23 protein-coding genes and 1 riboswitch are annotated in these 25,041 nt (G+C 72.0%); of the genes, 15 read left to right on the forward strand and 8 right to left on the reverse strand.

Annotated features, from left to right (window positions below; translation table 11 throughout):
• Positions 1-3 precede the first annotated feature (3 nt).
• Complete coding sequence (locus ACIRVH_RS13345; protein WP_403951794.1) at positions 4-555, reverse strand: Repetin; 552 nt, start codon at positions 553-555, stop codon at positions 4-6.
• A gap of 305 nt (positions 556-860) precedes the next feature.
• Between ACIRVH_RS13345 and ACIRVH_RS13350 the strand changes: the two genes are divergently transcribed.
• Together ACIRVH_RS13350 and ACIRVH_RS13355 are read left to right on the forward strand one after the other, a co-directional pair.
• Positions 861-1,649, forward strand: coding sequence for a carbon-nitrogen hydrolase family protein (locus tag ACIRVH_RS13350; protein WP_403951795.1), 789 nt, complete (start codon positions 861-863; stop codon positions 1,647-1,649).
• A 74-nt stretch (positions 1,650-1,723) separates the two neighbouring features.
• The gene (locus ACIRVH_RS13355; protein WP_403951797.1) at positions 1,724-3,421 is read left to right on the forward strand and encodes a flavin monoamine oxidase family protein; all 1,698 of its coding nucleotides are present in this window, start codon (positions 1,724-1,726) and stop codon (positions 3,419-3,421) included.
• Positions 3,422-3,454: 33 nt separating this feature from the next.
• Here ACIRVH_RS13355 and ACIRVH_RS13360 read toward each other — a convergent pair whose 3' ends face one another.
• Together ACIRVH_RS13360 and ACIRVH_RS13365 are read right to left on the reverse strand one after the other, a co-directional pair.
• Positions 3,455-4,384, reverse strand: a complete 930-nt coding sequence (locus ACIRVH_RS13360; RefSeq protein ID WP_403951800.1) for an LLM class F420-dependent oxidoreductase — start codon at positions 4,382-4,384, stop codon at positions 3,455-3,457.
• Between the two features lie 96 nt (positions 4,385-4,480).
• Positions 4,481-5,167: a DUF5995 family protein gene (locus ACIRVH_RS13365; protein WP_403951803.1), complete on the reverse strand. Its 687-nt coding sequence runs from the start codon at positions 5,165-5,167 to the stop codon at positions 4,481-4,483.
• A 935-nt stretch (positions 5,168-6,102) separates the two neighbouring features.
• On the opposite strand from ACIRVH_RS13365, the gene ACIRVH_RS13370 reads away from it, so the two are divergent.
• Positions 6,103-7,215 carry a glycoside hydrolase family 6 protein gene (locus ACIRVH_RS13370; RefSeq protein ID WP_403952001.1) on the forward strand — a complete coding sequence of 371 codons (1,113 nt, stop codon included), beginning with the start codon at positions 6,103-6,105 and terminating at the stop codon, positions 7,213-7,215.
• Here ACIRVH_RS13370 and ACIRVH_RS13375 read toward each other — a convergent pair.
• A complete protein-coding gene (locus tag ACIRVH_RS13375; protein ID WP_403951806.1) occupies positions 7,197-8,597 on the reverse strand; it encodes a uracil-xanthine permease family protein in 1,401 nt (466 codons plus the stop codon). The two genes, ACIRVH_RS13370 and ACIRVH_RS13375, sit on opposite strands and share 19 nt — an antisense overlap.
• Before the next feature lie 141 nt (positions 8,598-8,738).
• Between ACIRVH_RS13375 and ACIRVH_RS13380 the strand changes: the two genes are divergently transcribed.
• Together ACIRVH_RS13380 and ACIRVH_RS13385 are read left to right on the forward strand one after the other, a co-directional pair.
• Complete coding sequence (locus tag ACIRVH_RS13380; protein ID WP_403951809.1) at positions 8,739-9,995, forward strand: alginate lyase family protein; 1,257 nt, start codon at positions 8,739-8,741, stop codon at positions 9,993-9,995.
• A 119-nt stretch (positions 9,996-10,114) separates the two neighbouring features.
• On the forward strand, positions 10,115-10,573 hold the full coding sequence (locus tag ACIRVH_RS13385; RefSeq protein ID WP_403951811.1) for an acyl-CoA thioesterase: 459 nt from the start codon (positions 10,115-10,117) through the stop codon (positions 10,571-10,573).
• On the opposite strand, the gene ACIRVH_RS13390 is transcribed toward ACIRVH_RS13385, so the two are convergent.
• A complete protein-coding gene (locus ACIRVH_RS13390; protein WP_403951814.1) occupies positions 10,533-11,747 on the reverse strand; it encodes an MFS transporter in 1,215 nt (404 codons plus the stop codon). The two genes, ACIRVH_RS13385 and ACIRVH_RS13390, sit on opposite strands and share 41 nt — an antisense overlap.
• Positions 11,748-11,867: 120 nt before the next feature.
• Between ACIRVH_RS13390 and ACIRVH_RS13395 the strand changes: the two genes are divergently transcribed.
• On the forward strand, positions 11,868-13,076 hold the full coding sequence (locus ACIRVH_RS13395; protein ID WP_403951817.1) for an ROK family transcriptional regulator: 1,209 nt from the start codon (positions 11,868-11,870) through the stop codon (positions 13,074-13,076).
• Between the two features lie 253 nt (positions 13,077-13,329).
• On the opposite strand, the gene ACIRVH_RS13400 is transcribed toward ACIRVH_RS13395, so the two are convergent.
• Both ACIRVH_RS13400 and ACIRVH_RS13405 read right to left on the reverse strand, forming a co-directional pair.
• The gene (locus ACIRVH_RS13400) at positions 13,330-14,073 is read right to left on the reverse strand and encodes an SDR family oxidoreductase (protein ID WP_403951819.1); all 744 of its coding nucleotides are present in this window, start codon (positions 14,071-14,073) and stop codon (positions 13,330-13,332) included.
• 104 nt (positions 14,074-14,177) lie between these two features.
• On the reverse strand, positions 14,178-15,071 hold the full coding sequence (locus tag ACIRVH_RS13405) for an RNA polymerase sigma-70 factor (RefSeq protein WP_403951822.1): 894 nt from the start codon (positions 15,069-15,071) through the stop codon (positions 14,178-14,180).
• Positions 15,072-15,329: 258 nt separating this feature from the next.
• A riboswitch (FMN riboswitch) is annotated at positions 15,330-15,460 on the forward strand.
• A 164-nt stretch (positions 15,461-15,624) separates the two neighbouring features.
• On the opposite strand from ACIRVH_RS13405, the gene ACIRVH_RS13410 reads away from it, so the two are divergent.
• From ACIRVH_RS13410 to ACIRVH_RS13450, 9 genes are all read left to right on the forward strand, one after another.
• Positions 15,625-16,230 (forward strand): riboflavin synthase, encoded by a 606-nt coding sequence (locus tag ACIRVH_RS13410; RefSeq protein ID WP_403951824.1) that lies wholly within the window; start codon positions 15,625-15,627, stop codon positions 16,228-16,230.
• Positions 16,227-16,868 carry a nicotinamide riboside transporter PnuC gene (locus ACIRVH_RS13415; RefSeq protein WP_403951826.1) on the forward strand — a complete coding sequence of 214 codons (642 nt, stop codon included), beginning with the start codon at positions 16,227-16,229 and terminating at the stop codon, positions 16,866-16,868. Before ACIRVH_RS13410 ends, ACIRVH_RS13415 begins: the two co-directional genes overlap by 4 nt.
• Positions 16,865-18,202 (forward strand): bifunctional 3,4-dihydroxy-2-butanone-4-phosphate synthase/GTP cyclohydrolase II, encoded by a 1,338-nt coding sequence (locus tag ACIRVH_RS13420; RefSeq protein WP_403951828.1) that lies wholly within the window; start codon positions 16,865-16,867, stop codon positions 18,200-18,202. Before ACIRVH_RS13415 ends, ACIRVH_RS13420 begins: the two co-directional genes overlap by 4 nt.
• 21 nt (positions 18,203-18,223) lie before the next feature.
• Positions 18,224-18,709, forward strand: a complete 486-nt coding sequence (gene ribH / locus ACIRVH_RS13425; RefSeq protein WP_403951830.1) for a 6,7-dimethyl-8-ribityllumazine synthase — start codon at positions 18,224-18,226, stop codon at positions 18,707-18,709.
• 34 nt (positions 18,710-18,743) lie between these two features.
• The gene (locus tag ACIRVH_RS13430; RefSeq protein ID WP_028423093.1) at positions 18,744-19,016 is read left to right on the forward strand and encodes a phosphoribosyl-ATP diphosphatase; all 273 of its coding nucleotides are present in this window, start codon (positions 18,744-18,746) and stop codon (positions 19,014-19,016) included.
• Positions 19,017-19,073: 57 nt separating this feature from the next.
• Positions 19,074-19,931 (forward strand): ATP phosphoribosyltransferase, encoded by an 858-nt coding sequence (hisG, locus tag ACIRVH_RS13435; protein WP_403951831.1) that lies wholly within the window; start codon positions 19,074-19,076, stop codon positions 19,929-19,931.
• Between the two features lie 14 nt (positions 19,932-19,945).
• Complete coding sequence (locus ACIRVH_RS13440) at positions 19,946-20,398, forward strand: PH domain-containing protein (RefSeq protein WP_403951832.1); 453 nt, start codon at positions 19,946-19,948, stop codon at positions 20,396-20,398.
• Between the two features lie 179 nt (positions 20,399-20,577).
• Positions 20,578-21,912, forward strand: a complete 1,335-nt coding sequence (locus tag ACIRVH_RS13445) for a hemolysin family protein (RefSeq protein ID WP_403951835.1) — start codon at positions 20,578-20,580, stop codon at positions 21,910-21,912.
• Positions 21,909-22,994, forward strand: a complete 1,086-nt coding sequence (locus ACIRVH_RS13450; RefSeq protein ID WP_403951838.1) for a hemolysin family protein — start codon at positions 21,909-21,911, stop codon at positions 22,992-22,994. The genes ACIRVH_RS13445 and ACIRVH_RS13450 overlap by 4 nt, the downstream gene beginning before the upstream one ends.
• 120 nt (positions 22,995-23,114) lie before the next feature.
• Here the strand turns inward: ACIRVH_RS13450 and ACIRVH_RS13455 are convergent, their stop codons facing one another.
• Entirely contained in the window at positions 23,115-24,977 is a 1,863-nt protein-coding gene (locus ACIRVH_RS13455; RefSeq protein ID WP_403951840.1) for an AAA family ATPase, read from the reverse strand.
• Between the last annotated feature and the right edge of the window lie 64 nt (positions 24,978-25,041).

Consider the following 25,041-nt stretch of genomic DNA (forward strand, 5'->3'; position numbering starts at 1 on the left):
CCCTCACAGCGCCGGGTTCCACGGGACGACCTCGAAGTCGCCCGTGCCCTGCTTCACCTTCTCGAAGGGGGCCGACGACACGCACGGCGGCAGGTCCTTGGTGTCCGTCGGGCTGCCGACCCCGGCCCAGCTGTAGCCCAGCCGGTCGTGCCGGCCGAGGTCGTGGACCGTGACACCGACCCGCCTGCCCTTGGCCCCCGGCAGGTCCGAGGCCGTGATCACGCCGGACACGACGGCGACCTTCCCGCCGGTGACCAGGCAGTCCACCTTCGCCTTGGCCCAGGCGCCGTCCCCGTGCAGGTAGTGGCTGAACTCGAACGTTCCGGTGGCCTTCCGCGGATTCATGTTGTCCTTCGCCGCCAGATGCGCGTCGAAGGAGAAGGTGATGTCATCCCCGGCCGACCGGTACAGCTTGGCCGTGCCGGTGAGCGCGGCGGCCTCACGCTGGGGATGATGCACCCCGGCTCCGGAGGCCACCGCCGCGCCCGCCGTCCCGGCGGTGATCAGCAGGGCGGCGGCACAGGCGATGGCGGCGATCCTCGTACGACGCTGCATGACGGTCCTTTCCGCAGGTCAAGCGTGTGAACTGAACGCTCACCACTCTCCCGGCGACGGCCCGTCGGCACATCGCTCCGCAGGCGGCATCCCGCCTCCCCCGTCCGGCGGGGAAGCCCCGCCGTGACCTGCGCCTCCAGGTGGAGGGGAACCCCGCCTCGGGGCGCGCAACGAATCGCCGCCCGACCCCCCTGGCACGCAACGAACCGCGCACCGGCGCGCAACGGCTCCCGCTTGTCCGGCCGAGCGCGCCGACCGTACCTTTTTTGTGGCCCCAAAACCCCCCTTTCCGGTGAGGAACCCGCATGCGCACGGCACTGCTCCAGAGCTCCGGCCGCCCCGGCTCGATCGCCGAGAACCTCAAGGTCCTCGACGAGGCCGCGGGCCGCGCCGCCGCCGCTGGTGCCGCGCTGCTGGCCGCTCCGGAGATGTTCCTGACCGGCTACGCGATCGGCGACGCCATCGGCCGCCTCGCCGAGCCCGCCGACGGCGACTCCGCCGACGCGATCGCCGAGATCGCCACCCGGCACGGCCTGGCCGTCGCCTACGGCTACCCGGAGCGCGACGGCGAGACCGTCTACAACTCCGCCCAGCTGATCTCCGCCGAGGGCACCCGGCTCGCGAACTACCGCAAGACCCACCTCTTCGGCTGCTTCGAGCGCGACCACTTCACGCCGGGCGAGCAGCCGGTCGTCCAGGCCGAGCTGAACGGCCTGACCGTCGGCATGATGATCTGCTACGACGTCGAGTTCCCGGAGAACGTCCGCGCCCACGCGCTGGCCGGCACCGACCTGCTGATCGTGCCGACCGCGCAGATGCACCCCTTCCAGTTCGTCGCCGAGTCCCTCGTGCCGGTGCGGGCCTGGGAGAACCAGATGTACGTCGCGTACGTCAACCGGGTCGGCCCCGAGGGCGAGTTCGAGTTCGTCGGACTGTCCGTCCTCGCCGGCCCCGACGGCATCGCCCGCACCCGCGCCGGCCGCGGCGAGGAGCTGGTGTTCGCCGACGCCGACCCCGGCTTCCTGGCCGCCTCCCGCGAGGCCAACCCGTATCTGCAGGACCGCCGCCCCGGCCTGTACGGGTCCCTGGTCTGACCGCCCGAACCCTCCCCCTCCGTATCCCCCCCGAGCCCTCCCCGCCTCACCCCCGCGCAAGGAGTCCGTACCCCATGACGTCCACGGTGCCCAACGCCGTCGAGCACGCCGACGAGCAGCAGCCGCCGATCACCATGTTCGGCCCGGACTTCCCCTACGCCTACGACGACTTCCTCGCCCACCCGGCGGGGCTCGGCCAGATCCCGGCGACCGAGCACGGCACCGAGGTCGCCGTCATCGGTGGCGGTCTGTCCGGCATCGTGGCCGCCTACGAGCTGATGAAGATGGGCCTCAAGCCCGTCGTCTACGAGGCCGACCAGATCGGCGGCCGGCTGCGCACCGTCGGCTTCGAGGGCTGCGACGACTCGCTGACCGCCGAGATGGGCGCGATGCGCTTCCCGCCGTCCTCCACCGCCCTCCAGCACTACATCGACATGGTGGGTCTGGAGACCACGCCCTTCCCGAACCCGCTGGCCGAGGCCACCCCGTCCACCGTCGTGGACCTCAAGGGCGAGTCGCACTACGCCGAGACCGTCGACGACCTGCCCCAGGTCTACCGCGACGTCGCCGAGGCCTGGAACAAGTGCCTCGACGAGGGCGCCGACTTCTCCGACATGAACCGCGCCATGCGCGAGCGCGACGTCCCGCGCATCCGCGAGATCTGGGCGAAGCTGGTCGAGAAGCTCGACAACCAGACCTTCTACGGCTTCCTCTGCGACTCCGAGGCCTTCAAGTCCTTCCGGCACCGCGAGATCTTCGGCCAGGTCGGCTTCGGCACCGGCGGCTGGGACACCGACTTCCCGAACTCCATCCTGGAGATCCTGCGGGTCGTCTACACCGAGGCCGACGACCACCACCGCGGCATCGTCGGCGGCTCCCAGCAGCTGCCGCTGCGCCTGTGGGAGCGCGAGCCCGAGAAGATCGTCCACTGGCCGTACGGCACCTCGCTGAAGTCCCTGCACGTGGACGGCGAGCCGAAGCCGGCCGTGACCCGGCTGCACCGCACCGCGGGCAACCAGATCACGGTGACGGACGCGGGCGGCGACATCCGCACGTACAAGGCGGCCATCTTCACCGCCCAGTCCTGGATGCTGCTGTCCAAGATCGCCTGTGACGACTCGCTCTTCCCGATCGACCACTGGACCGCGATCGAGCGCACCCACTACATGGAGTCCTCGAAGCTGTTCGTGCCGGTCGACCGGCCGTTCTGGCTGGACAAGGACGAGGAGACCGGCCGGGACGTCATGTCGATGACGCTCACCGACCGCATGACCCGCGGCACCTACCTGCTGGACGACGGCCCGGACAAGCCCGCCGTGATCTGCCTGTCCTACACCTGGTGCGACGACAGCCTGAAGTGGCTGCCGCTGTCCGCGAACGAGCGGATGGAGGTCATGCTGAAGTCGCTCGGCGAGATCTACCCGAAGGTCGACATCCGGAAGCACATCATCGGCAACCCGGTGACCGTCTCCTGGGAGAACGAGCCCTACTTCATGGGCGCGTTCAAGGCCAACCTGCCCGGCCACTACCGCTACCAGCGGCGCCTGTTCACGCACTTCATGCAGGACCGGCTGCCCGAGGAGAAGCGGGGCATCTTCCTCGCCGGCGACGACATCTCCTGGACGGCCGGCTGGGCGGAGGGTGCGATCCAGACCGCGCTGAACGCGGTCTGGGGCGTCATGCACCACTTCGGCGGCGAGACCGACGCCGCCAACCCGGGCCCGGGTGACGTCTACGACGAGATCGCCCCGGTTGAGCTTCCCGAGGACTGACCGGGAATCGGACCAAGGCGCGGACGGCCGGACTCAGACTCCGGCCGCCCGCGCCTTTTCAAACACCTCGGCGGCGACGTCCTTGAGCTCCTGGGCGTCCCGCGCGGTGCCCTGGAGGTCGACGAGGATCTCCTCCAGACCGATCTGCGCGTGCGCCGCCAGGTCCTCGACGATCTGATCGACGTCGCCCTGGAAGGGGCGGCGGTCCGCGCCCTCGTACGCCTTGGGCAGCCGGACGCAGTTCACCCTCAGCACCGTCTGGATCGGTTCCTTCCGGCCGCGCTCGGCCGCCAGGTCCTGCAACTGCTGCCACTGCGCGGCGATCTGCTCCGCGCCCATGCCCACCGGCAGCCAGCCGTCGGCATGGTCGACGAGCCGGGTCAGCGCCTTCTTGTTGCTCGCAGCCAGGAGGATGGGGATCGGCCGCGCGGGCTTGGGCCCGACCACGGCGGACTCGATCTTGGTGATGCGGCCGTCGTAGCGGACCGGGTCCGGGCCCCACACCGCCCGGCACACCTCGATGATCTCGTCGAGCACCTTGCCGCGCTCCGCGATCGGCCGGACGCCCGCGGCAGCGTACTCGTCCAGCGACCAGCCGGTGCCGAAGCCGGCGATCACCCGGCCGCCGCTCGCCGCGTCCAGCGAGGCGAGGGCCTTGGCGAGCTGGAACGGGATGTGCAGCGGAGCGACCAGCACGCTGGAGCCGAGCCGGGCCCGCTCGGTGGCCGCGGCCGCCAGGGTGAGGGTGACCAGCGGGTCCGCCACGTTCCGGTACTGGTCGGGCCAGGGCAGGCCCTCGATGCCGTAGAGGCCCTGGGCGGCGGGCTCCGGGAAGAGGGCTCGCTCGAAGACCCACAGGCTGTCGTAACCGATCTCCTCGGCGGCGCGCGCCACGTCGGGCACGTCCTTGCCGAGGGAGTACTGCCGCATCTGGGGAAGACTCAGGCCGAGCCGGGTCGCCATACCGCTGCTCCTCTGCGCTGGGTGTTGAACCGTCAACGTACGGCGATGACAGGGCAGTTCCGCAGGAGGCTCGCCCACCGGCCGGATCCGGCCAGGTCAGTCGCACAGCGGGGTGAGCAGCATGCGGCCCGCGAAGCCGACCGCCGCGTCGAGGCGCTCGGTGAACTCCTCGACGACGTCCTCGCAGCGGCGCAGTGCCCACAGGGTCCGGGCCGCCGTCCAGGTCGCGTCCCGCGCCCGGTCCAGGCTCCAGGAGCCCAGCAGATGGGTGATCGGGTCGGCGATCTGCAGCAGGTCGGGACCCGGCATCAGATCCTCACGGATGCGCTCCTCCAGCGAGACGAGGAGGTCGCCCACGCGCTCGAACTCGTCCTCCAGATCGGCCGGTTCGCAGCGGAGCGTACGACAGGTGTCCACCACGGCGAGCGCCAGGTCGTGCCCGATGTGCGCGTTGATGCCCGCGAGCGCGAACTGCAGCGGCCGTACGCCGGGATGGCGGCGGAACTGGAACAGGGGCCGCCAGCAGGCGGGTGGACGGCGGTCCCGCTCCACCGCGTCGACCGCCGCCAGATACCGCTCGGCGAACCGCACGTCCAGCGCGGACGCCGCCCGCCGGTCCGCGAACTCCCCGGCGTCCAGGCGCCGGTCGACCTCCTCGGTGACGGCGAGGTAGACGCGGTTGAACACGCCGATCCCGTCCCGCTCGGGTAACTCCGCATCAAGAACACGCATACGCTCGATCACGGAGTCGACAGGCGTGCTGAGGTGTTCCGACTGCGCCATGGGGGAAGGGTCCCAGCCCCGCCCCACCCCACGCACCGACCACCCCGCCGCTTCGCCGGAACGGGGGAATGCGGGGCGGGGGAGGGGGAGAGGCATCGCTCGGGGAGAGCGGGGGGCAGTTTCGCGCAGGAGCGGTGGGGGCGGCGTGGCTCGGGAGGCGCGGGGGTGTCTTCCGGTGGGGGGCGGGGGCAGGGGCGACATCGCCCGTGGGGGAAGGGCGGGTGCGCTCGCGCGCTGTGGCCGAGGCGGCGCAGCCGGCGGTGAGGGCAGCGCCGTGCGGGAGGGGCGGGGCGACATCGTGCTGGAGGGACGGGAGCGGCACTGCCGGGTTGAGGCAGAAGCGGCTTCGCTCGGGAGGGCGAGGCGACTCCGCGCGCGGAGAAGCGGGGGCAACTTCGAGCGGGGTAGTGGCGGCAACGGCCTTGCCGGGAGAGGTAGGGGCGACATTGCCCGGAGGAAAGGGAGGGTGCGCTCGCGCGCGGCACCGAGCGGGAGGGGCAGGGGCAAAACCGGGCCGGAAGAGTAGGGGCGACTCCGCGCTGGAGGTACGGGAGCGGCACTGCCCGGGAGGGGCGGCACCGGCTTCGCCTGTGAGGGGCGAGGGCGACGTCGCGCGGGGTTGTGGCGGGAGCGGCATCGCCGGGAGGAGCGGGGCGCCACCGCCCGAAAGGATCGGGAGCGGCACCTGGCGAGAGGTGAGGGACCGGCATCGTCCGGGAGGTGCGGAGGGCGGTACCGCGCGGGCAGGGCCGGACGGGTAACGCCCGGGAGGGGCGGGCGGCGGCATCGCCCAGGAAGAGCGGGAGCGACTCCGCGCCGGCAGGGCGGGAGTGGCAGTGCGCGTCGGGAGGGGAAGGGGGAGCGTGTCAGGGTTACGTACTCGGCGGTTGGCCGTGCGTCGGGCGCGACGCAGGCGGGCCCGCAGGCGGGCGGTGATGGTCATGGTGGCCTCGGTGGTGACCCTGGTGGGCACCGTGACCGGGATGGTCTCGGCGCTGGACCACGGCCGGGGCTCCGACCGGGCTCGGCCCGAGGTGACCCACGTGCCGAGCCCCGTGCCCCGGCCCGCCCTCCCTGCGCCGTCGCCCTCCCCGTCGAGGACCACACGGACTCCCACGGCCCCGTCGAAGGAGCCGCCGGCCACCGGCCTCACCCCGACCCGCACCGAGAGAAAGCAGCGGACCGACCCCGTGACCCCCCGTCTCTACCGCCACCCCGACTCCCAGGTGCTGGACTGGGTCCGCGCCCACCCCGACGACCCGCGCACCGCGCTCATCGCGTCCCGGATCGCCGACCGGCCGGCCGCGGTCTGGTTCGCCGAGTACAGCCCGGACACCATCGCCGTCCGGGTCCGCGCGGTCACCGCGGGCGCGGCGGCCCAGGGCCGGGTTCCGGTGCTCGTGCCGTACGCGATCCCCGACCGCGACTGCGGCGGCGCCTCCCGGGGCGGGGCGCCGGACCTCGCGGCCTACGACGCCTGGATCGACGCCTTCGCCCGGGGGCTGGGCTCCGCCGAGGTGATCGTGATCCTGGAACCGGACTCGATCGCCCAGTCCGACTGTCTCTCGGCCGCGGACCGGGCCGCCCGCTTCGCCTCGCTGGCCCGCGCGGGCCGGGCCCTGAAGGCCGCGAACCCGCGCGCGCGGGTCTACTACGACGCGGGCCACTCCGGCTGGAACCCGCCCGCCGAGCAGGCCGCCCTCCTGAAACAGGCGGGAGCCGACGCCTCCGACGGCGTCTTCAGCAACGTCTCCAACTTCCGCACCACAGCCGACGAGATCGCCTACGACCGGCAGGTCCTCGACGCCCTCGGCGGACCGGCGAGCCTCGGCGCGGTCGTCGACACCAGCCGCAACGGCAACGGGGCGCCGCCCGACGGCCAGTGGTGCGACCCGGCCGGCCGCAGGATCGGCCGGGCACCGACCCTGACCACGGGCGAGGACCGCATCGACGCCTACCTGTGGGTGAAGCTGCCGGGGGAGTCCGACGGCTGCCGGGGCGCGGCCGGGACGTTCACGCCGTCGTACGCCTACGACTTGGCGCGCTGACCGTCCTCGTCCCCCTCGTCGTACGTGGACGTGCCCTCGTCCAGCAGCGGCTCCTGCGGCTTGAGGTGGGCGGGCGCGAAGGCGCCCAGGACGTGGTAGCCGGTGATGACGACCAGCGTGCCCAGCGCGATCCCGCTCAGCGTGAAGTTCTCGCCGAACTTCATGGAGACGTTGCCGACGCCGATGATGATGCCCGCGGCCGCCGGGACCAGGTTCAGCGGATTGCGCAGGTCCACCTTGGCGCTGATCCAGATCTGCGCGCCGAGCAGGCCGATCATGCCGTACAAGATGACGGTGATGCCGCCGAGGACACCGCCCGGGATCGCGGCCACGACCGCCCCGAACTTCGGGCAGACGCCGAAGAGCAGCGCGAAGCCGGCGGCGGCCCAGTAGGCGGCCGTCGAGTAGACGCGGGTCGCGGCCATGACGCCGATGTTCTCGGAGTACGTGGTGTTGGGCGGACCGCCCACCGCGGTGGACAGCATGGAGCCGACGCCGTCGGCCGAGATGGCCGTACCGAGCTGGTCGTCCAGGCGGGTGCCGGTCATCTCGCCGACCGCCTTGACGTGCCCGGCGTTCTCCGCGACCAGCGCGATGACGACGGGCAGCGCGACCAGGACCGCCGACCACTGGAAGGACGGCCCGTGGAAGGTGGGCAGTCCGATCCAGTCGGCCTTGGAGACGCCTGAGAGGTCGAGCCGCCAGTGGTCGGTGACCTTGCCGCTCGCGTCCACCGAGTGGATCTTCCCGAAGATCAGGTCGGAGGCCCAGGAGATGCCGTACCCGAAGACCAGGCCCAGGAAGATCGCGACACGGGACCAGAAACCACGCAGACAGACGACCGCCAGACCGGTGAAGAACATCACCAGCAGCGCCGTCCACTGGTCCTGCGGCCAGTACGTGGAGGCGGTCACCGGGGCCAGGTTGAAGCCGATCAGCATGACCACCGCGCCGGTGACGATCGGCGGCATGACCGCGTGGATGATGTGCGCCCCGAAGCGCTGCACCGCGAGACCCACGAGGAACAGCGCGGCGCCGACCACGAAGACCGCGCCGGTCACCGTGGCGCTCGTACCGCCCTGCGCGCGGATGACGGCGGCCACGCCCACGAACGACAGGGAGCAGCCCAGATAGCTCGGCACCCGGCCGCGGGTGGCGAGCAGGAAGATCACGGTCGCCACGCCCGACATCATGATCGCCAGGTTCGGGTCGAGGCCCATGAGGACGGGTGCCACGAACGACGCCCCGAACATCGCCACGACGTGCTGGGCGCCGAGGCCCACCGTGCGCGGCCAGGAGAGCCGTTCGTCGGGGCGTACCACCGCTCCGGGTGCGGGCGTGCGCCCGTCGCCGTGCAGTTTCCAGCGCACGCCGAGGTCCATGGTGGGGTTTCGCTTTCTCTGTACGTGAAGACGGTCCGGACCATTGTCACGGTTACCTGGCCGCTCTACGCTCACACGGTCCTACTCATGAACTGCGTTCACATACCTGATCAACCTGATGCATGATGATCGGAGTGCTCGATGAGTGGAAGATCCCGTGCGACCGTACTGCTGGCCGCCGTGGTGACCTTCGCGGCCGTGCTCGTGCCCTCCGCCCACGCGGCACCCAAGGCCCCCCGGACGGCCGCCCTGGACGGCACCCGCCTCCAGCAGACCCGGTCCCGTCTGGAGCACGATCCCCGGCTCCGGCGCGCGCTCGAGGGCCTGACCGCCCGCGCGGACGCCTGGCTCGACCAGGGTCCCTGGACGGTCGTCGACAAGCCGAAGCCCGCCCCCGGCGGCGACGTCCACGACTACCTGAGCCAGGCCCCCTACTGGTGGCCCACCACGACCCCCACCGCCGACAACCCCTGGGGCTGTCCGTACGTCCAGCGTGATGGCCGGCGCAATCCCGAGGTGGACAGCGGCACCGACCGGCAGGACGTGGAGAAGGTCTTCGACTCCGCCTACGACCTCTCGCTGGCCTGGTACTACACCGGCAAACGGAGCTACGCCGCGAAGGCCGGGCAGATCCTGCGCACCTGGTTCCTCGCCCCGGCCACCCGGATGAACCCCAATCTGAACCACGCCCAGTTCATCCCCTGCAAGTACGACGGCCGGGCCATCGGCATCATCGACTTCTCGCAGTCGTACACGAGCGTGCTGGACGCCCAGGCGATCCTCGCCACCGGTGCCCCCGGCTGGAGCGCCCAGGACCGCACCGCGATGGGCAAGTGGAACACCGACTTCCTCGGCTGGCTGAAGAACAGCGACTTCGGCAGGCAGGAGGGAGCGGCCGCCAACAACCACGGCACCTTCTACGACATGCAGCTCGCCGCCCTCGCCTACGCCACCGGCGACACGGACCTGGCCCGGCGGACCGTGCTGGACGCGCGCGCAAAGCGGATCGACCCGCAGATCGCCGCCGACGGCAGCCAGCCGCAGGAACTCGCCCGCACCCGCAGCTGGCACTACTCGACCTTCGACCTCGTCGCCTACACCCGCCTCGCCGCCATCGGCCGGCACGTGGGCGTGAACCTCTGGGCCTACCGGGGGCCGGACGGGCAGAGCCTGTTCAAGGCGGTGGACTATCTGCTGCCGGCCGCGACCGGTGCCACCGCCTGGCCGCACCCCGAGCTGGAGTTCTACCGCTACGCGGCGAGCGACGTCGTCCACGCGGCGGCGGACGCCGGTGACGCGGCGGCGAAGGCGGCCGTGCCCGACCTCCAGGCGCCTCCCGGCGGTGACCTGTGGGCGCTGCGCCCCGCCGCAGAGCAGCTGGACTCGATCGCGGGCTGACTCGGGCTGACCGGGTCAGGCCAGGTCTGACCAGCCCCCTTCACGGCCAGGGCTCCTGAGCGGTCGCTTAGTATGGGGTGACCCCACCGCCCCGTACCGCACGTTCAGGAGCCCCTCCCGTGACCGCCGAAGCCCCGATCGCCCCCGCCGTCGCACATGGCCGGCTGATCCCCGTCACCGTCCACTTCGACGACCTGGACGCGCTCGGGCTGCTCCACAACGCCCGCTATCCGCTGATGGTGGAGCGCGCCTGGGCCGAGCTGTGGAACGAGTACGGCATCCGGTTCGACGGCGACTGGGTGGCCGCCGGTGACGCCTGCAACGCCGTCCGGGAACTGCGGATCAGCTACGAGGCACCCGTGACCCGGCCCGGCAGCTACGCCGTCCACCTCTGGCTGGAACGGCTCGGCACCACCGGCCTGACCTACGGCTTCCGCTTCTGCTCGGCCGACGGCGCGCAGACCTACGCGCAGGGCGCCCGGGTCCTGGTCCGGCTGGACGCGACGACCCTGCGCCCCGCGCCGTGGAGCGACTCCTTCAGGGCCGTGGGTCGGGAACTGCTGCGGCCCGCGGACTGACCTGCGTCCGGCCGCCGCGCCCGGCGGTGCGCAGCACCCCCGCGAACACGGCGAGCCCGCAGGCCAGCACGGTCACCACGCCGAACGAGACCACCAGGCTGGTCGCCTGCGCCACCCCGCCGATCAGGCTCGGCGCGATCAGCCCCGAGGTGTAGGTGATGGTCGCCACGCCCGCTATCGCCTGGCTGGGGTTGGGACCGGCGTGACCGGCCGCCGCGAAGCACAGCGGCACGACCACCGCGATCCCGAGCCCCATCAGTGCGAACCCGGCCATCGCCACCGCGGGATGCCCCGCGACGACGACCAGCAGGCCGCCGAGACCGGCCAGGACCCCGCCGGCCCGGACGGTGCGGACCGCTCCGAAGCGGTTCACCACCGCGTCCCCGGCGATCCGGGCCACCGCCATGGTGAGCATGAACCCGGTCGTCGACGCCGCCGCCAGACCGGCCGAGGTGTCCAGCCGGTCCCGCAGGAACACCGCCGACCAGTCCAGGCTCGCCCCCTCCGCGAACACCGCGCAGAAGCCGACCGCGCCGATCAGTAGGGCCGAGCGGGGTGGCAGGGCGAACCGCGGCGGCGGCTCCTCGTCCTCGGCGGGCTGCAGGTCGAGCACCCAGCCGCAGGCCAGCAGGCCGAGCAGCGTGAGGACGACGGCGGCCGGCGCGAAATGCAGGCGCGCGTCCGAGCCCAGGTGGGCGGCGAGCGTACCGGCGGCCGAGCCGATGAGCGCGCCCGCGCTCCACATGCCGTGCAGTCCGGACATGATCGACTTCCCGAGCAGCCGTTCCACCTCGACACCCAGCGCGTTCATCGCCACGTCGGCCATGCCCGCGGTGGCCCCGTAGGTGAACATCGCCAGGCACAGCGTGTACAGGTTCGGCGCGAAGGACGGCAGGACCAGCGACAGCGTCCACAGCGCCATCAGCCCGCGCAGCGCCGTACGGCTGCCGAAACGGTGGCTGATCCGGCCCGCGAGCGGCATCGCGCACGAGGCACCGAACGCCGTGAACGCGAGTGCGAACCCGAGCTGTCCCGCGCTCAGTGAGGCGTGGTCCTGGATCCACGGCACGCGGGTCGCGAAGGAACCGGTCACGGCACCGTGCACGGCGAACACGGCGGCCACGGCATACCGGGCGCGCCTGACCTCGTCTCGCGAGTACCCCACGTCACCCATGTTCCAGCCCCTCCCCGGGAGTTCCCCACCGCTTCCTCGCGACGTCGGCGTAAACTATCAGGGACCCTGCCTGATAGATAGTGAGCAGTACGGCCGCCCGCGTCTGGGAGGATTCCGGTCATGCCCGCATCACCCAGCACCGCCCGGGCCATCAACGACCGGCTCGCCCTGCGCCTGTTGCAGCAGGAAGGCCCGCTGACGGCAGGGCAGTTGAAGCAGCTGACCGGACTGTCCCGGCCGACGGTCGCCGACCTCGTCGAACGGCTCACCGCCTCCGGTCTGATCACGGTGGTCGGCGAGTCCGGCGAGCAGCGCCGGGGTCCCAACGCCCGGCTCTACGGCATCGTCGCCGACCGTGCCCACCTGGCCGCGCTCGACGTCCGCACCGGGGGTGTCTTCGTGCTGGTCTCCGACCTCGTCGGGCGGGTGCTGGCCGAGGCGGCCGTGCCGATCGGCGGGGACACCGGGACCGGGCCCGCCGTGGAGCAGGTGGTGGCGGCGGTGGAGCGCACCGCCAAGGAGGCCGGCGCCGACCGGCTGCACACCGTCGGCATCGGCGCGCCCGGCCTGGTCGACCCCGCCACCGGCGACCTGCGTGACTCCGGCGGCCTGCCCGCCTGGCACCGGCGCCTGGCCGCGGCCCTGCAGGAACGGCTGCCCGAGGCCCGGGTCACCGTGGAGAACGAGACCAACCTGGCCGCCCTGGCCGAGCAACGGGAGGGCGCCGCCCACGACCGGGACACCTTCGTCCTGCTCTGGCTGGGCCATGGCGTCGGCGCCGCGGTCGTCCTGGACGGGACACTCCGTCGCGGTGCCTCCGGCGGCACGGGCGAGATCGGCTTCCTGCCGGTCCCGGGAACGACCGCACTGCCGTCGGCGACGGACTGCGACGGCGGCTACCACTCGCTGGCCGGGGCGGCGGCGGTCGGCGCACTGGCCCGGGAGTACGGCCTGCCGAGGGCGGAGCCGATGGACGGGCCCGGCGTCGCGGTGGTGGTGGGCGAGGCGGTCGCGGAGGCGACCGGCCCGCCCGGCGGGGGTTCCGGCCCCGCCGATCGCTTCCTCGACGCCCTCGCCCACCGGGTCGCCATCGGGGCCGCCTCCGTCGCCTCCATCCTCGACCCGGGCTGCGTGGTCCTGGGCGGAGAGGTCGGGCAGGCCGGGGGAGCGGTGCTCGCCGCACGCGTGGAGGAGCGGCTCCGCCGTATGTCACCGCTGGCCACCGAGGTACGGGCCAGCAGCCTGGGCGGCGCCGCGGTCCTGCGCGGAACCCTGCTGACGGCCCGGGACCGGGCCCAGGACGAACTGTTCGCACCGGCGGAGCGCTAGGCCTGTCTGACGTTCCCGCCTGCCCCGTGGCGTCTGGCATGCCCCCCCACGCTCGGATTAGCGCGCGGGGGGACCCCCATGCCGCGTTGCCGAACCGCCCGCGTGACTCCTCCCCCACTCTCGACTTCGCTCGTGCGGGGGCACCCCCATCGCCGCCGCGCGGGCCGTCCTCCGGGCGGACGACGGGAATGGTCAGGCAGGCCCTGGAGCCTGTCGTCCAGGGCGTCGGCGGAGCGTCGCTCGTGCCGGGGCGTCACTGTCCGAAGCGGCGGGCCAGGTACTCCTCGAACGTCCCCTTGCCCACCGCCTGCTCCGGTGCCAGATGGCCGCCCGCGCGGAAGGCGCGGTACGTCTTCCCGAACAGCGGCATGCCGAGCACGGGCCGGCGCCGTCCCGTCGCCCGGAGGCAGGCGCGGGCCAGCGAGTCGAGCGTCCGCACTTCGGGCCCACCCATGTCCGGCACCCGCCCCGCCGGTGCCGCGAGCGCCAACTCGGCCAGGCGGTCGGCCACTTCGGCCACCTCCACCGGCTGGTCCGACACCCCGGACGGCACCAGCACGACGGGCGACTTGGCCAGTCCCTGGACAACCGTCACCACCAGGTCGTGGAACTGCGTCGCCCGCAGCACGGTCCAGCCGAGCCCCGACTCCTCGATCCGCCGCTCCACCGCGAGCTTGGACCGGTAGTAGCCGAACGGCACCCGGTCGACGCCGACGATGGAGATGTACACCAGGTGGCCCACCCCGGCCCGCCGCGCCGCCGCGATCAGGTGGTCGGCCGCCTGTTCGTCGCCGCCGCGCGGAGAGCTCGCGCAGTGCACGACCGTCTCCACGCCGTCCAGGGCCGCGTCCAGGCCGGGCCCGCCCTCGCGCAGGTCGACGGCGTAGGGCCGGCTGTGCCGGCTGAGCACCCGCAGCTCGTGCCCCTCCGCCCGCAGCCGCTCGGTGACGAGCCGTCCGAGCGTGCCGGTTCCGCCGGTCACCAGGATCGTGGTCATGCTGTTTCCGTCCCTCCGGACTCCGGGACGCCCCGGCCGGAGCGCCCTTCGTCAGCTGAGACCGCGCAGCCCCGGGAAATGTGACAAGCCCCGGCGAGCCCCGGTCACGGGCGGGTCAGCTGCCGCCGCACATACTCCAGCTTGTCCGGGTTCATCACGGCCCACACGCCCACGACCAGCCCGTCCACCAGCTCGAACTCGACGATCCCGACGAGCGTGTCGCCCACCCACGAGGCCACTCCGATCGCGCCGTTGACCTCGACCACCGTGTACTCCAGGCCTACGGCGAAGCGCTGCGAGGCGCCCGCCGCGAAGCGGGCGACCTTCTCCCGGCCCACGATCGGCCGCAGGGCCGCCGTGACCTTGCCGCCGCCGTCGCTCCACCAGGTCACGTCCGCCGCGAGCAGCTTCTCCAGGCCGGTGAGGTCACCCTCCCGGGCCGCCGTGAGGAACGACGTGACCAGCTCCTCCCGCCGCTCGGGAGCGGGGTCGAACCGGGACTCCGTCGCAGCCACCCGACCCACCGCCCGCCGGTACACCTGACGGCAGTTGGCCTCGCTCAGGTCCAGGACGCCCGCGATCTCCCGGTGGCCGTACCCGAACGCCTCGCGCAGCACGTACACCGCGCGCTCGGTGGGCGTCAGCCGCTCCAGCAGCACCAGCATCGCCATCGAGACCTGCTCGCGCGCCTCCGTCGACTCCAGCGGCCCGAGCGTCCCGTCGGAGGTGACCACCGGCTCCGGCAACCACTCCCCGACGTACTCCTCGCGGCGCGCCCGGGCCGAGGTCAGCCGGTTCAGGCACAGGTTGGTGACGGTCCTGGCGAGCCACGCCCCGAGATGCTCGATGACCGCGCGGTCGGCGCCGCTGAGCCGCAGATACGCGTCCTGCACCGCGTCCTCCGCCTCCTGCGCGGAGCCGAGCAGGCGGTAGGCCAGGCCGAACAGCCGGGGGCGGTGGGACTCGAACTCGTCGGCGAGCAGGGGTGGCGTCGTCATGGGCCCACCCTGTCAGAGGCATGACGACCCGGCGGCGGGCAAGGGCCGTCGTCACCGCCACCGGGCCCGCCCGCACCCTAAAAGGACTAGACCAGTACGGTCAATGGGTCCGGACCAAGGTCAACCCTCGCTCTCCGTAGGGCAGTTGACCAGGCCGGTTCCAGTGCGCAAGTCCAGCGACACGTGCTGTGAGGGAGCCCACACCCTCCGCCTGCCTGGAAGGCGACCCGGCGTGGCACACTGGCCGTGTACCAGAAGCAGCGCACTCCGGGGTCGGTGAAAGTCCGAACCGGCGGTTACAGTCCGCGACCCGGTCGCTTCCAGCGGCCGGTTGACCAGGTGAAATTCCTGGACCGACGGTTAAAGTCCGGATGGGAGGCAGTGCGCGGCGGGCGGGCATGTTCGTGTGCGCGCCGCCGTATCTGGGCTCGTCCGTGTGCGGACGGGTCCCTTTTCGGCGTCGGCTGAGCCCACGGAGTTGCTCACCCGTACATTCTGTCGTCATCGACAGGCCCCGGAGTCCGTGCCCTAACGAGGCAGGAGGACCCGGGAAGTGTTCACCGGAATCGTCGAAGAGCTGGGTGAGATCACCGCCGTCGAGAATCTCGGCGACGCCTCCCGTTTCCGGCTCCGCGGCCCAGTCGTGACCGAGGGCGCGCAGCACGGCGACTCCATCGCCGTGAACGGCGTCTGTCTCACCGTCGTGGAGCACGAGGGTGACGAGTTCACGGCCGACGTGATGGCCGAGACCCTGAAGCGTTCCAGCCTGGGCGTGCTCACCGTCGGCTCCCGGGTCAACCTCGAACGCCCCACCGCCGTGGGTGCGCGCCTCGGCGGGCACATCGTGCAGGGCCACGTGGACGGCACCGGTCAGGTGCTGGCCCGCACGCCCTCCGAGAACTGGGAGATCGTCAGGATCTCGCTGCCCGCGGACCTCGCCCGCTACGTCGTCGAGAAGGGCTCCATCACCGTCGACGGCATCAGCCTCACCGTCGTCGAGGCGGGCCCGGACTACTTCACCGTCAGCCTCATCCCGACCACCCTCGACCTGACCACGCTCGGCCACAAGCAGCCCGGCGACCCGGTCAACCTCGAGGTGGACGTCATCGCCAAGTACGTGGAGCGGCTGCTCGCGGCCGGTCAGGGGGCCGGCCGGTGAGCTGGCTGAACTCCGAGGCGCTCACCATGTTCGGCCAGCACATCATCTGGTCCGACATGGTCGGCAACATCCTGGGCCTCATCACCCTCGCCCTCGGCTGGCGCCGCTCCCTGTGGACCTGGCCGGTGCAGTTCCTGTCCGGCCTCGTCCTCTTCGCCGCCTTCTACGGCCATTTGACCGGCAGCGCCGGCAAGCAGGCCGTCGTCATGGCCGTCGCCCTGTACGGCTGGTGGCAGTGGCAGCGCAGCAGGGGCACGGCCGAGGACGGGCACATCGCCCCCCGGTTCGCCACCTGGCGCGAGCGCGCGGCGATGCTCGCCGCTGCCGCCGCGGGCACCGTCGCGGTGGCCCTGCTGTTCACGGCCTACCCGAAGCTGTCCTGGGACCCCTGGCCGGACGCCTACATCTTCGTCGGCACCATCGTCGCCATGTACGCCCAGGCCAAGGGCATGGTCGAGTTCTGGTTCGCCTGGCTGCTCGTCGACCTCGTCGGCGTGCCCCTCAACTTCGCCAACGGCTACGCCTTCTCCGGTTTCGTCTACGTCATCTACGGCGCGCTCGTCCTGTGGGGCATGCGCGACTGGTGGCTGCGCTCCCGCCGGACCGCGCAGCCGGTCCTGGAAGGAGCACCGGCATGACTACGGCACCCGTCCTCTACAGCCCCGACGACATCGAGGACTTCACGCTCGACCCGGTCGAGCAGGCCATCGCCGACATCGCCGCCGGCCGCCCGATCGTGGTCGTCGACGACGAGGACCGCGAGAACGAGGGCGACCTCGTCGTCGCCGCCGAGAAGGTGACCCCCGAGATCGTCGCCTTCATGATGAGCGAGTGCCGGGGTCTGATCTGCGCGCCCATGGAGGGCGACGAACTCGACCGGCTGCAGCTGCCGCAGATGGTCGCGGACAACACCGAGTCGATGAAGACGGCGTTCACCGTCTCCGTCGACGCCTCCGCCGCGCACGGAGTCACCACCGGCATCTCGGCCGCCGACCGCGCCACCACGCTCCAGCTGCTGGCCGACGGCGTCGCCGAGCCCACCGACTTCGTCCGCCCCGGCCACATCTTCCCGCTGCGCGCCCGGGAGGGCGGCGTCCTGGTCCGCAACGGCCACACCGAGGCCGCGGTCGACCTCGCCAGGCTCGCGGGGCTGCGCCCGGCGGGCGCCATCGTGGAGATCGCCGGTGAGGACGGCCGGATGCTGCGGCTGCCCGAGCTGATCCCGTTCGCCCGCAAGCACGGCCTGACGATCATCTCCATCGAGGACCTGATCGCCTACCGCCGAAACAGCGAGCCCACCGTCCGCCGCGAGGCCGAGACCCGCCTGCCCACCGCGCACGGCACCTTCACCGCCTACGGCTACCGGTCCACCCTCGACGGCGTCGAGCACGTCGCCCTCGTGCACGGCGAGATCGGCGAGGGCGAGGACGTCCTGGTCCGCGTCCACTCCGAATGCCTCACCGGCGACGTCTTCGGCTCCCTGCGCTGCGACTGCGGCCCCCAGCTGGACACCGCCCTGGACCGCATCCAGGAGGAGGGCCGCGGAGTCGTCGTCTACCTGCGCGGACACGAGGGACGCGGCATCGGCCTGCTGTCCAAGCTGCGCGCCTACGAGCTTCAGGAGCAGGGCCACGACACCCTGGACGCCAACCTCGAACTCGGCCTGCCCGCCGACGCCCGCGACTACGGCGCCGGCGCGCAGATCCTCGCCGACCTCGGAGTCCGCAGCGTCCGCCTGATGACCAACAACCCCGACAAGACCGACGCGCTGCTGCGCCACGGCCTGAAGGTCACCGGCCGCGAGCCGATGCCCGTCCAGGCGGGCGAGCACAACCTCCGGTACCTGCGCACCAAGCGGGACCGGATGGGGCACGACCTGCCCTGGCTGGACACGCCGGCCGTGGCAGCCCCTGCGGCCGCGTCCGCGACAGCCCCTGTGGCCGCGACCGCGGCCACCTGCGCCAACCAGTAAGCGAAAGCACTAAGGAGAGACGTGAGCGGCAAGGGTGCACCGGAACTGTCCGTACGCAACGCGAGCGACCTCAGGGTCGCCGTCATCGCGGCGCAGTGGCACGAGAAGGTGATGGACGGTCTGGTGGACGGCGCCCTGCGTGCCCTGCACGAGCTGGGCATCGACGAGCCGACCCTGATCCGGGTCCCCGGCACGTTCGAGCTGCCGGTCGCCGCCAAGGTCCTCGCGGGCCGCGGCTACGACGCGGTGGTCGCCCTCGGTGTCGTCATCCGCGGCGGCACCCCCCACTTCGACTACGTGTGCCAGGGCGTCACCCAGGGCCTCACCCAGGTCGCCGTCGAGACCGGCGTCCCCGTCGGCTTCGGCGTGCTCACCTGTGACACCGAGGAGCAGGCCCTGGACCGGGCCGGCATCGAGGGCTCCAACGAGGACAAGGGGCACGAGGCCGTGACGGCCGCGGTGGCGACGGCGGCCACGCTCCGCTCAGTATCTGAACCCTGGCACTAGGGAGTCCCCCGAACCGCGTAGGGTGGGGCTCACCATGTCCAAGAAGACGTTCGAGGAGCTCTTCACCGAGCTCCAGCACAAGGCCGCCCACGGCGATCCCGCCTCCTCCCGCACCGCCGAGCTGGTCGGCAAGGGCGTCCATGCCATCGGCAAGAAGGTCGTCGAGGAGGCCGCCGAGGTCTGGATGGCCGCCGAGTACGAGGGCAAGGAGGCGGCCGCCGAGGAGATCTCGCAGCTGCTGTACCACGTCCAGGTGATGATGGTCGCCCGCGGGATCTCCCTCGACGACGTCTACGCCCACCTGTAAACGCACGCCCTGAAGAGTCCCCAGCACACTCCCCTTCACGCAAAGGAAGCCGACCTCATGCTGCGCATCGCCGTCCCCAACAAGGGTTCACTGTCCGGCCCTGCGGCGGAGATGCTGCATGAGGCCGGCTACCAGCAGCGCCGGGAGTCCAAGGAGCTGCGGATCGTGGACCCGGAGAACGAGGTCGAGTTCTTCTACCTCCGCCCCCGCGACATCGCGATCTACGTCTCCTCCGGCCGCCTCGACATCGGCATCACCGGCCGCGACCTGCTCGTCGACTCGGCCGCCGACGCCGAGGAGATCCTGCCGCTCGGCTTCGCCCGCTCCACCTTCCGCTTCGCCGCCAAGCCCGGCACCGCGAACGGCATCGAGGACCTGAAGGGCAAGACGGTCGCCACCTCCTACGAGGGGATCGTCGCCAAGCACCTCGCCGACAGCGGCATCGAGGCCTCCGTCGTCCACCTCGACGGCGCCGTCGAGACCGCGATCGAGCTGGGCGTCGCCGAGGTCATCGCCGACGTCGTCGAGACCGGCACCTCGCTGCGCAACGCGGGCCTGGAGGTCTTCGGCGAGCCGATCATGAAGTCCGAGGCCGTCGTCATCCGCCGCACCGGCGCCGACGGCGACGAGGCCGCCGAGTCCAAGGTCCAGCAGTTCCTGCGCCGCCTCCAGGGCGTCCTGGTCGCCCGGACCTACGTGATGATGGACTACGACTGCCGCGTCGAGCAGCTCGAGAAGGCCGTCGCCCTGACGCCCGGCCTGGAGTCGCCGACCGTCTCCCCGCTGCACAACGAGGGCTGGGTCGCCGTCCGCGCCATGGTCCCCGCCAAGGAGGCGCAGCGGATCATGGACGACCTGTACGAGATCGGTGCCCGGGCCATCCTGACCACGGCCATCCACGCCTGCCGCCTCTGAGAATACGCACCGAGATGTCCGACCAGACCCCCCTGCCCACCCTCCCCGTCACCTTCCGGCCGGGCCGCACCCGGGCGATCCTGCTCACCGCCGGAGTCGCGATCTTCCTGGTGATCTCCGGGATCGCGATGCTGCTGGAGCAGCTCGGCCCGGGGGAGCGGCTCAGCTTCGTCATCACCGGGGCCCTGATCTTCTGGGCGCTGGCCCAGCTCGCCCGGGTGAAGGTCGTCGCCGACGAGACCGGCGTCACCGTCGTCAACATCGCCAGCAAGCGGCACCTGGCCTGGGCGGAGATCCTCCAGGTGAACCTCCGTCCGGGCGACCCCTGGGTGTTCCTCAACCTCAGCGACGGCACCAGCCTGCCCGCGCTCGGCATCCAGCCGGGCATCGCCAAGGAGCACGCCATCGCCGACGCGAAGACGCTCCGGGCGCTGGCCGAGGCCCACTCGATGCGGGATCTGCCGTAGAGGGCCATGTCTTGATTAATCTGTTGGCGGAGGCGTTTTCGTTGCGCCTCCGCCACTGATGTTGCCCCCCTGGTCTTCAGAGGCCCCCTGCTACCCGAGGAGTGACTCCCTCCAGCGATGGACGGATCGTCCTGTAGTACCTGCGCCGCCCCCTCCCGACATATCGAGGCGGCGGCATCATGACCATCCCCCTGCTGCTCCTCGGAGCGGCGTTCCTGCTGATTCTCGCCAACGGCTTCTTCGTGGCGGCCGAGTTCGGCCTGGTCACGGTCGAACGCCCGGACGCCGAGAAGGCCGCCGCCGAGGGCGACAAGCGCGCCCGTACGGTCGTGGAGTCGCTGAAGGAACTGTCCTTCCAGCTCTCCGGCACCCAGCTCGGCATCACCATCACCTCCCTCGTCGTCGGTATGCTCGCCGAACCGGCCCTGGCCCAGCTGCTGCGCGGCCCGTTCACGGCGATCGGCATCCCCGAGGGCGCCGTCTCCGGTGTCGCGGTGGTCGTCGGCATGCTGCTGGCCTCCGCGGTCCAGATGGTGATCGGTGAACTCGTGCCCAAGAACTGGGCGGTGTCCCGGCCGCTGCAGGTCGCGCGCTTCGTCGCGGGCCCCCAGCACCACTTCTCCCGCCTGTTCCGCCCGGTGATCGCTGTGCTCAACACGGTCGCCAACCGGCTGGTGCGCGCCCTCGGCGTCGAACCCACCGAGGAACTGGCCTCCGCCCGCACCCCGGGCGAACTGGTGTCCCTGGCCCGGCACTCGGCCCAGGCCGGCGCCCTGGAACAGGACACGGCCGACCTGTTCGTGCGCACCCTGTCCCTGGGCGACCTGACCGCGCAGCACGTCATGACCCCGCGCGTGAAGGTCAGCGCCCTCCAGGACACGGCCACCGCCGAGGACGTCGTCAACCTGACCCGCGCCACCGGTCTGTCCCGCTTCCCGGTCTACCGCGAGAAGATCGACGAGATCGTCGGCATGGCCCACCTCAAGGACGCGCTGGCGGTGCCCGTGCACGACCGGCTGCGCATGCCGGTCGGCCGGATCGCCCGCAAGGCGCTCCTCGTCCCCGAGACACTGCCGGTCCAGCCCCTCCTGGCCCGGCTGCGCAGCGAGCAGCCCATCGCGGTCGTGGTGGACGAGTACGGCGGCACGGCGGGTGTGGTCACCCTGGAGGACATCGTCGAGGAACTCGTCGGCGAGGTCCGTGACGAGCACGACGCCAAGGACATGCCCGAGCTGGCCCCCGCCCCGCCGGAGGACGGCAGGCCCGCCTGGGACGTCGACGGCAGCTGCCGTGTCGACATCCTGCAGCGCATAGGCCTCGACGTACCCGAGGGACCGTACGAGACCGTCGCCGGCCTGGTCGCCGACCTGCTCGGCCGGATCCCGGCCCCCGGCGACCGGGCCGAACTGCCCGGCTGGCGGCTGTCCGTCCGCCAGGTCGGCCACTACCGCGCCGAACGGGTCCGCCTGGTCCGGACGGTCCCGGCGACGAACGTCATGGAGGCCGTCCGATGAGCGTCCTCCAACTGGTCTTCGCCGCGCTGCTGGTGCTCGCCAACGGCTTCTTCGTCGGCGCCGAGTTCGCGCTCGTCTCCGTGCGCCGCAGCCAGATCGAACCGCTCGGCACGGCCCGGGCCCGGCAGGTGCTGTACGGCCTGGAGCGGCTGCCGCAGATGATGGCGGCCGCACAGTTCGGCATCACCGTCTGTTCCCTGACACTCGGCGCGGTGGCCGAGCCGACCGTGGCGCATCTGCTGGAGCCGCTGTTCGAGGCGATCCACCTGCCGCACGGCATGATCCACCCGCTGGGCTATGTGATCGCCCTCGCGGCCGTGGTCTTCTTCCACCTCGTGATCGGCGAGATGGTGCCGAAGAACCTCGCGATGGCGGCCCCCGAGAAGGCCGCGCTGTGGCTGAGCCCCGGTCTGGTCGCCTTCGCCCGCGTGTGCCGGCCGATCACGGTGGCCCTCGGCGCCTGCGCCCAGGCCATCCTGCGGCTCTTCCGCGTCGAGCCCAAGGACGAGGTCGAGGCCGTCGTCACCAGCGAGCAGCTGAACCGCCTGCTGGAGGACTCCGGCCAGGCGGGCCTCCTCGGCCCCGAGGAGCGGGAGCGGCTGGAGGACGCCCTGGAACTGGGCTCCCGCCCGGTGACGGACGTCCTGCTGCGGCGTGAGTCCCTGGTGACGGTGACTCCGTCGGTCACGCCGGGGGAGATCGTCGACCTGACGGCCCGCACGGGCTACTCCCGCTTCCCGGTGGCGGTCGGGACGGGTGCCTTCATGGGCTACATCCACGTCAAGGACGTCCTGGACCTGGAGGACTCCGGCCGGGCCGTCCCCCAGCACCTGTGGCGCCCCATGGCCACCCTGCGCGCGGAACTCCCTCTGGACGACGCCCTGACGGTCATGCGCCGGGCGGCCACCCACCTGGCCCAGGTGGCGGACGCCTCCGGCAGGGTCCTGGGCCTGGTGGCCCTGGAGGACGCCCTGGAACTCCTGGTGGGCGAGGTCCGCGACCCCGCCCACCGCGAGAGCCCGGAACCGAAGCTCTCCGAGCCGAGGACCAGCGGCGAACCGGAGGAAGCACTGGCTACCTGACGCCGTCTCCGTCCGTGGGCGCGCGGGGGCTGGTCGCGCCCACGCGGCGGAGCCGCAGATCGACACAGCCCCGCGCCCCTGGGGAGTTGCGGTGCCGTCGGCTGCGTAGGCGCAGCGGTACTACATGGCCGACGGATCGTGCGGTCCCCGTCCCGACAGGACCTCTCCGTACGCCTGCATCAGATCCGGCAGTCGCAGCGTCGCCAGGTCCTCCCGGGACAGCGCCCCCGGATACGTCGACAACCGCAGATCCCGGTACGCGCAGCTCTTCTCGTACAGCGTCCGCAGAAACCGGCCGTTCCCCAGCTCGTCGATCCACCCCTGATCGACCACGTGCCCGGCGATGGACCGCAGCTCCTCCAGCGCCTCCTCGTCCCACAGATCCCCGTTCTCCGCCGCGAGCACCTTGCCGATCTCGGTGAGCTCCAGCGGCCGGTAGGAGGGGAAGTCCACCCGGGTGGTGAAACGGGAGGAGAGGCCGGGGTTCGCGGCGAGCAGCCGGTCCATGCCCTCGGGATAGCCGGCGAGGATCACCACCAGGTGGTCCCGGTTGTCCTCGGCCCGCTTCAGCAGCACCTGCAGCGCCTCGTCCCCGTACGCGTCCCCCTTGCCGTACCCGGTGTTGGACAGCGAGTACGCCTCGTCCACGAAGAGCACCCCGCCGATCGCGGAGTCGATCAGCTCGTTGGCCTTCACGGCCGTCTGCCCGAGATACTCCCCGACGAGATCGGCCCGCTGCGCCTCCACGAGGTGGTCGCCGCCGAGCAGACCGAGCGCGTAGAACACCCGGCCGAGGATCCGGGCGACCGTGGTCTTGCCGGTCCCCGAGGGACCCGAGAACACGAAGTGCCGTTTCGGCGGCTGCACGGGCAGCCCCTGCCCGGCCCGCAGCCGCGCCATGTTCAACTGCGCGGACAACGCCTTGACCTGGCGCTTGACCGGTTCGAGACCCACCATGCGCTCCAGCTCGGCGAGCGCCTCCTCGAGTAATGCGGCGTCGGTCGGTCCTGCCGGCAGGGACGAGGACGGCATTCCGCTCTTCACCCGCACCGCCGGATCGGGGACCGACGGCACCGGTCCGGCCGGCAGGTCCGGGTCCGGGAACCTGAGGTCGCGCCCCTCGGTGCCGAAGAGCGGGTCGAGCGTGTCCGGGCCGTCCATCGCGTCGGCACCGGCACCGGTCAGGGTGATCGCCGCGAGGTCGGCCGGATCGTCGTACCCGTCGCCCTCGGCGATCGCGGCGAGCCGGGCCGAGGTGTCCATGAAGGCCGGGTCGACCCGGTGCACCGCGCGGTACAACGGCATGGCCGCGGCACTGCGCCCGGTCCCCTCGTGCGCCCGCGCCAGCCAGTACCGCAGCTCCTTGCGCTGCGGCTGCTCGCTGCGGCAGCGCATCAGGGCCGCCGAGAGAAGCGGTTCGGCCTGGCCGTACATCTCCAGCCGGACCCGCGCCATGCCGCCGAACAGGCCCGCCTCGATGCCGAGCAGGGGATCGTCGAGCAGCGGATCGGTGTGCCGGACCAGTTGGTCCCAGTCCTTGACGAGATAGGCGCGGCACGCGTGCAGGAAGCGGACCTGCGGGTCGGTGTCCACCGGGGGCAGCCCGGCCAGTGCCCGGTCCAGCTCCGGGACGTGCCGCCCGTCCAGCCAGTGCGAGGCGTGCGCCAGCAGCAGATCGCGGGGGCTCTCCAGCACCGGCTGCACCCACCAGCCCAGCCAGTACCAGGAGTTGAGGGTCCGGCGGTGCCGGGCGCGCTGCTCCCCGAAGCGGTCCCGGTGCCGGAACATTCTGAGCAGCGCTGTCGTCGTGTCGACCCGCAGCGCGTGCAGCCCGAGCCAGGCGTCCGCCATCCCCGGGTCCATCCGCGCCGCGGCGCGGAACTCCTCCTCCGCCTGCGGATAGGCACCCATCGTGTAGGCGTCCACACCTCGCAGCCAGGCGAGGTCGGCCGGGGGCTCGGGGCCCTGCGTGCCGAAGTCCATCACGTCCCCCACAGACCGTGCCCCCGTTGGTTCACCGCCGGGCAGTCGCCCGACGGCCGCCGCG

The organism is Streptomyces sp. NPDC101165 (assembly GCF_044768135.1).
GTDB lineage: Bacteria > Actinomycetota > Actinomycetes > Streptomycetales > Streptomycetaceae > Streptomyces.